General features: G+C 68.0%; 5 protein-coding genes. All 5 read right to left on the reverse strand.

The window, feature by feature from the left end; genetic code table 11:
- Positions 1-606: 606 nt before the first annotated feature.
- Complete coding sequence (locus DRB06_RS08600; RefSeq protein ID WP_146750846.1) at positions 607-1,941, reverse strand: hypothetical protein; 1,335 nt, start codon at positions 1,939-1,941, stop codon at positions 607-609.
- 104 nt (positions 1,942-2,045) lie between these two features.
- The gene (locus DRB06_RS08605; protein WP_146750847.1) at positions 2,046-3,431 is read right to left on the reverse strand and encodes a hypothetical protein; all 1,386 of its coding nucleotides are present in this window, start codon (positions 3,429-3,431) and stop codon (positions 2,046-2,048) included.
- Positions 3,432-3,942: 511 nt separating this feature from the next.
- A complete protein-coding gene (locus tag DRB06_RS08610) occupies positions 3,943-5,781 on the reverse strand; it encodes a long-chain fatty acid--CoA ligase (RefSeq protein WP_111819737.1) in 1,839 nt (612 codons plus the stop codon).
- A gap of 89 nt (positions 5,782-5,870) precedes the next feature.
- Positions 5,871-7,754, reverse strand: a complete 1,884-nt coding sequence (locus DRB06_RS08615) for a long-chain fatty acid--CoA ligase (RefSeq protein WP_111819706.1) — start codon at positions 7,752-7,754, stop codon at positions 5,871-5,873.
- A 202-nt stretch (positions 7,755-7,956) separates the two neighbouring features.
- Positions 7,957-9,867, reverse strand: a complete 1,911-nt coding sequence (locus DRB06_RS08620; RefSeq protein WP_108967859.1) for a long-chain fatty acid--CoA ligase — start codon at positions 9,865-9,867, stop codon at positions 7,957-7,959.
- Positions 9,868-10,037 lie beyond the last annotated feature (170 nt).

Raw genomic sequence — 10,037 nt, forward strand, 5'->3', positions numbered from 1 at the left:
GAACTGTCACCGATGTCCTGACACAGAACTGTCACCGATGTCCTGAGACATAACAGCGACGGTTCGTGGGGTAGATGCCCGAACCAGCTAGAAGACCGGGACGCGCCGGGCTGAAGCACCACGTTCGCGTCGATGGCCCGTTATGTGCCCGGTGGTGGTGACGCTCACCCCGCCCCTATGTATGTGTTGCACGACCCGGGGCCGCGTTCCACGACCTTGGTGTGTGTTGCACGACCACCCCGGGGTCGTGGAATGTGCACCAGGGTCGTGCAGTGTCGCCCAGGGTCGTGCAAAGACACCGCCCCCGCGGGCCGCCGGTCCAAAGCACGAGCTCTGGGCGTGGGCGTGGTGTCGACGATCAGATTCTGGTTGGTGTGGTGCGGGAGAATCTGGGCGAACATGGTCTGGAGGGTGATTCCGGGGCGGTGCTCGACACTCGCGGGTATATGGGTAAGCGTGCGGACTGGTGGGAACACGGTCCCTGCGGGCAAGACTCTGCCCGATCTGCTAGGGCCAAGGCCCCGGCCAATAGCACCAGGTTCGCGCCGACATCCCCCTTCCAAGGCGTCGCGTACCCGATAGAGGCCACGGCTGCCTCCCGTGTGCTTAGCTGCCAGGGGCGTAGGCGGTCAGTCGTCCCGGGGACTCGTCGTAGGTGACGATTAGGGACGGGTTGATCAGCATGACAGTGTCATGCTCGGCACGCGAGTTACCCAGCGTGATGGGCGAGCCGTCGGACACGGCCCACATGCCGACGAGATACAGCGTCGAACTCGCACGTAAAGGAGTGGAATAGGTCATCGCCACGACCGACTGATCGTTCGACAGGACGAATCGGCTGGATGTGAAGTCGCAGCTGCCGTCGGCTCCCGCGGGAACGATCTCGGCCTCGTTGACGGTGATGATCAGAGGGCACTCATCGTCGTAGGGAGAAACGGAGTCGTCGTATTCGACCTGGATCTTCTGTCCGCTCAGGTCACCCTCGGTGAGGAACAGTTTGATCTGCTCGGCGGTAGGCCGTGGTGACTGATACAAAGGGCTGAGTGCGAGTTCTTTTGCGGGACCCAGTGAGTCCTCTAGACGCTCCGGATCTGTAATCTCGAAAACGTCTACCGGTTCGCCGTCTGGTGAGAATATTGTTACCTCATTGTCGGTAGCTGTGATCCAGCCATCGGCCAGGGAGAGAACGAGATGACCTGCCTCTAGGTCGAAGTCAATCGTTTCTCCTGAAGCAAGATCTATTGCGGTGTCATCGTTGACTAGCGCGTAGGTGGCGTCCTCTCCCACGTATACGAATCCAAGAGTCCAGGCCATAACGTAATTGTAGTAGTCCTCGATGCGGGTCTGCCACAGTTCACTTGTAGGGTTTGCCGAGGACCAGCCGGTGCAGGTTCCGTAAGCGCAGGTGAATGCGTATGTGCCGACTATTACCGGCGGGGTTGGGGACTCCCATGGGACGTCGGAGATCAGTTCGCCGGATGTGGTCAGCAACTGGCCTCCCGCGATTATGACGTCGCCCCAATACATGAAGACATTGTTTTGGGGGCCGACGTCGGTACTCCAGCTCCGGGTAGGTGTCTTGCCGCTGATGTCGTAGGCGGTTAGCCGCGAAACGTCGTCCGAGGAGCCTGTGTCAAGGGTAAGAAGCTGATTCCCGTTTGCTATGACCTGGGAGTCGGCCTCGACGTCGAGTGTCCAAACTTCATGGGCGCCATCGGCCCAACGGGAGGAAATGATCTGTTGGCTGGAGGAGTGGAGAGCGCGCAACACGGCGAAGGTGCCCACACCGGCGCATACCAGAAGTATTACGGCGGCCACGGCTCCGATGATCAGGGGGCGTCTGCGCCTCTTCGGAGGGGGTGGGGGCGCAACGATATAGCCGTACGGTGTGCCCGGTACGTAGGCGTTGCCAGCTTGTGGGGGCGGTGTGGCGGCGCTCATACGGCGATACTAGAACATGGCGCCAATCACGCCTACGAGGATGTACAAATGCGCCGGGCCGGGCGCGCAGCCGGTCATCGGGACGCGTCCGGCCCGGCGGGGTCCTACTCGGCGCCGGGCGCGTAGCCCGTCGCCTCCCCGCTGGTCGGGTCGTAGGCGACGATCAACTCGGGGTTCATGAGGTAGAACTCGTCGGTGCCGAACTCGTTTTCCCCCAAGCTGATTAGCTTGCCGTCCGCGGTGGTCCACATGCCGCGCAGCGAGATGGTTGACGCGGTCTGCATGGGGGAGGAGGCGGTCATCATGACCAGTGAGTCGTCATCCGAGATCAGCAGGTACGGCGTGTAGTCGAAGCTGCAGCCCCAGTCCTCCTGCGTGGTGTCAAGCTCGGTCCCGTCTACGAGGAAGGCTACCGTGCAGGTCTCGGCGTCCTCATCGGTCCTGACCTGGGCGCGCGCCCAGCTGAGGTCACCGTCCTTCGCGAGCTTCGTGATCTGCTCGGCGGTGACGTTCGGGGCGTCGAACAGGCGCGCGGCCCCCAGCGGGTTCTCATCAGCGGCGGCCTCGAAGCTGTCCCTCTCCTTTCCGGTTGGAGAAAGCAACGTGTAGCGCCCAGTGTCGTGATCAACCTTGACCCAGCCGTCGGCAAGAGCACCTAGGCCGTACGTGTCGCCGAGGTCGAAGTCGATGACATCGCCGGTGGCGAGGTCCACCGCCTTGCTGCGGGAGACGCTCACGTAGGCTACCTGGTCGTCCTGATAGACGCGGGACGGGTCCGGGTATGCTGTGGACTGGTCGGTGAAGATGTTTTCGGGCTCGTCTATTTGCTGTTCCCACAGGGAGGTACTCGGGTCGTCGGCGGTCCAGCTGGTGCAGGTGCCGTCGTATGTGCACAGCAAGGCGTATTCGTCCAGAAACTCCGGGGCGTCACGGGACTCCCACGGGGCGGTGTAGGCGCCGCCGTCGGACGTCTCCAGCAGGGTGCCGCCGACGACGAGGTAGTCGCCCCAATACTCGAAGCGAAACTCATCGGTGCCTACTTCTACCTCAACGCTCCACTGCTCCTGCGGGGCGCCGTCGGCGGTGTCGTAGGCGGCAACGCTCCAAACCCCCAGCGAATCGGTGGGGGAGGCGACGGCGAGTTGGCTGCCGTTGCCTCGAATGTAGGAGTCCGGCTCCAGCTCCAGGGACCAGGTCTGGTGTGATCCCTCCGCCCAGTCGGCAGAGACACTCGCGGAGGCAGTGGCGTTGCCGGACGTGCCGCGGGAACGCAGCAGCGCACCGATGCCGACGCCAGCGGCCACCAGGACGATGACGCCCAGGACCGCCCCGATGATCAGCGGCATACGGTTCTTCTTGGCCGACGGCCCTGCGGGCGCGGGCGGTTCCGGAGAGTAGCCGACCGCTTCCTGGTTCTGGGGCGTGGGCTGAGGCGCGGCGTAGGGATCGGTGCTGGACTCGAATTGGTGCGGGGGAGGGACGGGACTCATGGGGGAAGCTTACAGGCGGCCCTTCGCATGTCGGTGGTGAGCGGGATCAGGGCGCATCTGCAGGGGAGCCTGTCGCCAACCACCGGCACCTGGTTGATGAGAGGGGGCCGGCCCAGCCGGTCTTCCAGGATGGCGGGCCAGCCGTTCTTCCCGCCTGCTGTCACAATGAGCTCCTTCTTGTGGCCGGTGATGTCAACAGTCCCTCGGCGTCGATCACACCCAGGTCGCCGGAGCGGAAGCAGCGCTCCGGTGACTGCCCGGGCCGGGCGGGCTCGTCGTCCCGTTGGTGCCAGCCGGCGTCAAATCACGACCTTGGGGTATGTTCCACGACCACCCCGGGGTCGTGGAACATACCCCAAGGTCGTGAACCGTCAAGCGGTGTCCCTGGCAGAACCCTGCCGACGGCAACCGGCTACACATCTCCCAAGCGGGAGGGGCTGCAAGACGGTGCCCGGCAGTCGTCTCGACCGGTCTTGGTGCGTGAGCATCGGTCCCGGTGAGGCGGGGGCCGTCACACCCGGGTGTAGAGTTCGTCGATCTCCTTGGCGAAGCGCTTGGTGGCCTCATCCCGCCGCACCTTCAGCGACGGGGTGAGCAGCCCATTGGCCTCCGTGAAGTCGCCCGGCAGCACCGTGAAGGTGCGGATGGACTCGGCCCGGGAGACCGCCTCGTTGGCGCGGGCCACGGCCCGCTCCAGGGCCGCACGCACGCGCGGATCCTTGGTGGCGTCGATCGGATCCATGTCCGGCAGGCCGTGACTGGACAGCCACAGTGGCAGCATCTCCGCATCCAGCGTCACCAGGGCCCCGATGCACGGCCGGTTGTCCCCGACCACCAGCACCTGGCTGACCAGCGGGTGCCCACGCAGCCGGTCCTCGAGCACGGCGGGCGCGACGTTCTTGCCGCCGGCGGTGACGATGAGTTCCTTCTTGCGGCCGGTGATGTGCAGGAAGCCGTCGGCGTCCAGGGTGCCGATGTCCCCACTGCGCAGCCACCGGGTGCCGCTCGCACCCGCTGCCTTCGCCGGCGCCGGGTCCGTGCCGGCGGTCTGCGCGGGCGCGGCATCGGGCAGTGTCACGAACGCCTCGGCGCTCGCCTCGGGGTTGTTGTGGTAACCGCGGAAGACGCCGATGCCGCTGATCAGCACCTCGCCGTCGTCGTCCAGGCGGACGGCGGTGCCCGGCAGGGGCAGGCCGACCGAGCCGATGCGGGTGGCGGCCGGCAGGTTCACCGTGCAGGGGGCCGACGTCTCCGTGAGCCCGTACCCCTCCAACACCGTCACCCCGGCGCCACGGTAGAAATGGCCCAGCCGCTCACCCAGTGGGCCGCCGCCGGAGATCACATGCGTGACGCGCCCGCCGAGCAGGCTGCGCAGCGTGGAGAACACCAGCCGGTCGAAGGCGGCGCGCTGGGCACGCAGTCCGCGGCTCGGTCCGGCGGGCGTGTCCAGGGCGCGGGAGTAGGCGATCGCCGTCTTGGCGGCCAGGCGGAACACCTTCTGCTTGGCGCCGGTGGCGCGGGCGTCGGCCGCGTTGTAGATCTTCTCGAAGACGCGCGGTACCGCGGGCACGAAGGTCGGTCGGAAGGAGGCCAGGTCGGTGACCAGGTTCTTCACATTGGGGGCGTGCCCCAGCACGCCGGCCGAGGAGCACACGATCGCCATCTCCACGAACCGGCCCAGTACGTGCGCCAGGGGCAGGAACAGCAGCGTGCGCGTCTCGGGCGCCTCCAGCACCTCGGGCACGTGCGCGCAGGCGTTGACGCACAGGTGGACCAGGTTGCCGTGGGTGAGCTCGGCGCCCTTGGGGCGGCCGGTGGTGCCGGAGGTGTAGACGATGGTGGCCAGGTCGGTGCTGGTCAGCTGGGCGGTGCGGGCGTCGAGCTCGGCGGCGCGCACGTCCTTGCCGGCGGTGATGAGTTCGGTGATGGCCTCCCGGGCCAGGCTCAGCACGCGCAGGTCGGCGAGCGCCGGGTCTTGGCCGGCCAGCGCCGTCAGCATGGTCTCCATGGGCTGGTCCTCGACGACCACCAGCCGTACGGCGGCGTCGGTGAGGATCCAGCGGGCCTGCTCGGCGGAAGATGTCTCATAGATGGGGACGACGACGAGGCCGGCCTCCCAGGCGGCGAAGTCCAGCAGTGTCCACTCGTAGCAGGTGTGCGCCATGATGCCGAGCGCGTCGCCGGGCTCCAGACCGAGGGCGACCAGTCCAGCGGCCACCTCCCGCACCTGGTCGCGGAAGGCCTGCGCGGACATGTCGCGCCAGCGCCCGCCCACGGAGGACTTGCGGGCGATCAGTGCGCCGGTGGGGTTGGTGCGTACCCGCTCGGCCAGCGCCCAAGGTGCCGTCATGGCGGCGTGCGCCGGCACCAGCAGCGGTGTCGAATGCTCGCGCGGGGAAACGGTGGGCGCGCACGCCTCGGCGGAGTTGGTTTCCTGGCTCACTCCTGCGGCCCCTTCCTGGTGGTGGCGTAGATGTCGGCGATGACTTCGGCGTAAGTCTCCATCACCAGGTTGCGCTTGACCTTGAGCGACGGGGTGAGCAGTCCGTTGGATTCGGTGAAGTCGGAGGTGAGCACCCGGTAGGTGCGAATCGACTCGGCGCGGGAGACCGCCCGGTTGGTGCGTGCCACTGCCCGGTCCAGGGCGGCCAGCACCTGCGGGTGGGAGGCGGCGGTGGTCACGTCCATCTCCGGCAGGTTGTGGTTGGCCAGCCACTGCGGCAGCATCTCCTTGTCCAGGGTGACCAGGGCGGAGATGAAGGGCTCGCCGTCGCCAATCACCAGGACCTGGCTGACCAGCGGGTGGCCGCGCAGCCGGTCCTCGAGCACGGCGGGCGCGACGTTCTTGCCGCCGGCGGTGACGATGAGCTCCTTCTTGCGGCCGGTGATACGCACCCAGCCGTCGGAATCCACGGAGCCGATGTCGCCGGTGCGGAACCAGCCGTCGTCGGTGAAGGCCTCGGCGGTCGCCTCGGGATTGTTGTGGTAGCGGGAGAAGACACCCAGGCCGGTGACCTCAAGCTCGCCGTCGGCGCCGACGCGCACCCGGTTGCCGCACACGGGCGGGCCGACGGTGCCGATCTTGTTGCGGATGTCCAGGTTGACGGCGGTGGGGCCAATCGTCTCGGTCAGGCCGTAGCCCTCCAGGATGACCAGGCCGATACCCCGGTAGAAGTGGCCCAGCCGTTCGCCCAGCGGCCCGCCGCCGGAGATGGCGTAGCGGGCGTTGGGTCCCAGGAGGGCACGGATGGTGCGGTATACCAGCTGGTCGGCCAGGGCGTGCGCGGCCCGCAGCTGCCGGGAGGGCCCCTCGGGGGTATCCAGGGCGCGGGAGTAGGCGATCGCCACCTTGGCCGCCCAGCGGAAGGTCCGCAGCTTGACGCCGGAGCCGGCCTTGGCGTCGGCGGCGTTGTAGATCTTCTCCATCACCCGCGGTACCGCCAGCACGTAGGAGGGGGCGAAGCCCTGCAGGTCGGGCAGCAGAGTCTTGACGTCGGGGGTGTGGCCGAGCACGCCGTTGCCGGCGATGGCCAGCAGCTGCAGGAAGCGCGCGTAGGCGTGCGCCAGGGGCAGGAACAGGAGCAGACGCGTATCGGGGGAGTTGAGCAGCTCCGGGATCCAGCGCACCCCGTTCCAGCCCAGGCCGGCGGCCTGCCGGTGGGTGATCTCCACGCCCTTGGGGCGCCCGGTGGTGCCGGAGGTGTAGATGATCGAGTAGACGTCATCGCAGGTCAGCGCGGCCGAACGGGACTCCAGCTCCTCGCGGAGCACGCCCCGACCGGCCTCGACGATGGTGGAGATGGCGTCATGGTCCAGGGACAGCACCTTCACCGCCGCGTCGGGCTGGGCGGACGCGTATGCGGCCGCGGCCCCCCGCACCAGCTCCGCCAGGACGGCACTTTCGGTCACCACCAGCCGAACGTCGGCGTTGGCCAGAATCCACTCCACCTGCTCGGCGGAGTCCGTCTCATAGATGGGCACCGACACCAGGCCGGCCCGGGCGATCGCCATGTCCAGCAGCGTCCACTCGTAAGAGGTGTGCGCCATGATGCCCACCGAGGCTCCGGGCTCCAGGCCCATTCCGATCAGCCCGGAGGCGACCCGGGCGACGTCCTCACCGAAGGCGCGGGCGGTCACCTTGACCCACGAGTTGCCCAGCTGCGTCTTGCGCTCGATCAGGGTGGCGTTGGGTGTGCGGGCGATGCGGTCGGCCAGCAGCCACGGGACGGTCCAATCCGACTCCGGCTCTTTGATCAGCGGGCTGACGGCGACGCCGTCGACGGCGGTGGGGCTGCCCGCCTCGGAGGGGACGCCGGTGGACATGGGTGCGGAGGATTGTGGGGCCACTGCAACATTCTTTCAGGTCGAGCGCCGGTTGTGCGCGGATTGGAGCGACGAAACCGGCTGCCAGTATTGGAGAAAACCTCCAGGTGGTGGATGGGAGAAGGGGCGAATCGGCCGCGGTGCGGCGGAGGGCCGGCGTGACCGGTCCCCCGCCGACACCGGGCGCGCGGATCGGTGCCCGTCAGGACTGCACGCCCGCCGGCCCGCCGTAGATGGCGTCGATGTCGGCGGCGAAGTGCTTCAGGGCCGCACTGCGGCGTACCTTCAGCGACGGGGTGAGCAGGCCGTTGGCCTCGGTGAAGTCGTCCGTGAGCACCCGGATCTTGCGGATCGACTCGGCCCGGGAGACGTGCTTGTTGGCACGGTCCACGGCGCGGTTCAGCGCAGCCAGCACCTGCGGGTGGACGGCGGCCTCGGCCACGGTCATGGGCTCCAGATCGTGCGTGCGCAGCCAGGTCGGCAGCATCTCCGCGTCTAGCGTGATCAGGGCGGCCACGAACGGCCGCTGCTCGCCGACCACCACCACCTGGCTGATCAGCGGGTGACCGCGCAGGGAGTCCTCCAGCGCAGCCGGAGAGACGTTCTTACCGCCGGCGGTGACGATGACGTCCTTGGCACGCCCGGTGATGGTCACGTAGCCGTCCCGGTCCAGTGAGCCCAGGTCGCCGGTGCGGAACCAGCCGTCGTCGGTGAATGCGGCGGCCGTCGCCTCAGGGTCGTGGTGGTAGCCCTGGAACACGGACGGGCCCTTGAGCAGAATCTCGCCCTCGGACGAGATGCGCACCGCCATGGGCGGCAGCGGCGGGCCGACGGTGCCGATCTTGGACAGCCGCGGCGTGTTCACGGCGATCGGGCCGACCGTCTCGGTCAGCCCGTAGCCCTCCAGCACCGGGATGCCCAGGCCCCGGTAGAAGTGGGCCAGGCGGGTGGACAGGGGAGCGCCACCGGAGATGATCCAGTCGGCGTTGCCACCCACCAGGGTGCGGATGCGCTGGTAGACCAGCCGGTCGGCCGCGGCGCGCTGGGCGCGCAGGGCACGGGACGGCCCGGCCGGGGTGTCCTGCGCCCGGGAGTACTCGATCGCGACCTTCGCGGCCCAGCGGAAGATCCTTCGGGCGCCGCCACCTCCCGCCTGCGCATCGGCGGAGTTGTAGATCTTCTCCAGCACCCGGGGGACCACCAGCAGGTAGGAGGGACGGAATGAGGCCAGGTCCGACAGCAGGTTCTTGGTATCGGGCGCGTGTCCCATGATCCCCTCGCCGGAGATCTGGAAGACCTCCAGGAAGCGGGCGAACACGTGTGCCAGCGGCAGGAACAGCAACAGCCGCGAACCCCGCCCCATGCCGATCTCCGGCATCCACAGGTGCGCGTTGGAGCACAGGTTGGTGAAATTGCCGTGCGACAGGACCGTGCCCTTGGGCGAGCCGGTGGTCCCGGAGGTGTACACGATGGTGGCGATGGACTCGGTGGTCAGGGAGTCGGTGCGCGTGCGCACCTGCTCGCGGGACACGTCCCGGCCGGCCTCGGTGATGGTGTGCAGGGCGCCGGTGTCCAGGGACAGGACCTTCAGGCCGTCCTGGTTCAGCGAGGCCGCGGCCGCCCGCACCAGCTCCGCGGTGGTGATGGTCTCGGCGACCACCAGGCGGGCGTCGGCGTCGGCCAGCACGTAGGCGATCTGCTCGGCGGAACTGGTCTCGTAGATGGGGACGGGCACGAGCGCCGCCGTCCAGCAGGCGAAGTCCAGCAGCGTCCACTCGTACCGGGTGCGGGACATGATGGCGACCCGGTCGCCGGGCTCGAGTCCCATACCGATCAGGCCCGCGGCCACCGAGAGCACGTCGTCGTAGAACTCCTGGGCGGTCATGTTGCGCCAGGTCTCGCCGATCTCCTGCTTGCGGGCGATCAGCGGGCGGGCGGCGGAGCGGCGCACGCGGTCCTGCAGCATGGAGGGGATGGTGGTGTGCTCGTCGATGCGGATGAGTGTGGGCGCCTGCCACTCGAGGGCGTGCCCGGGCCGACCACCGGTCGGGGCGGGATCGGAGGAGCTGGCCCCATCTGCTTGGGAGGCGGGTTCCACGGGGGTGGAGGTCATGGTTTCTTCTTCCTCGAGCCGGGGCGGCACAACGACACGGGATGGGGCACGTGCACCCCGGCTTCGGTTATGGATTACTCACCATACCGCCGGCGGGTGCTGGCTGCGTGCATTCGAGTCGTCCCGCGCCAGGCACGAGTGCGCCGTCGGGCCCGGGCGACTCCGGGCCC

The organism is Actinomyces sp. Z5 (assembly GCF_003287795.1).
Lineage (GTDB): Bacteria > Actinomycetota > Actinomycetes > Actinomycetales > Actinomycetaceae > Actinomyces > Actinomyces glycerinitolerans.

Coding starts and splice junctions, on each gene's coding strand:
- DRB06_RS08615 (WP_111819706.1), bottom strand. CDS start 7,754: ATGTCCACCGGCGTCCCCTCCGAGGCGGGCAGCCCCACCGCCGTCGAC.
- DRB06_RS08620 (WP_108967859.1), bottom strand. CDS start 9,867: ATGACCTCCACCCCCGTGGAACCCGCCTCCCAAGCAGATGGGGCCAGC.
- DRB06_RS08600 (WP_146750846.1), bottom strand. CDS start 1,941: ATGAGCGCCGCCACACCGCCCCCACAAGCTGGCAACGCCTACGTACCG.
- DRB06_RS08605 (WP_146750847.1), bottom strand. CDS start 3,431: ATGAGTCCCGTCCCTCCCCCGCACCAATTCGAGTCCAGCACCGATCCC.
- DRB06_RS08610 (WP_111819737.1), bottom strand. CDS start 5,781: ATGACGGCACCTTGGGCGCTGGCCGAGCGGGTACGCACCAACCCCACC.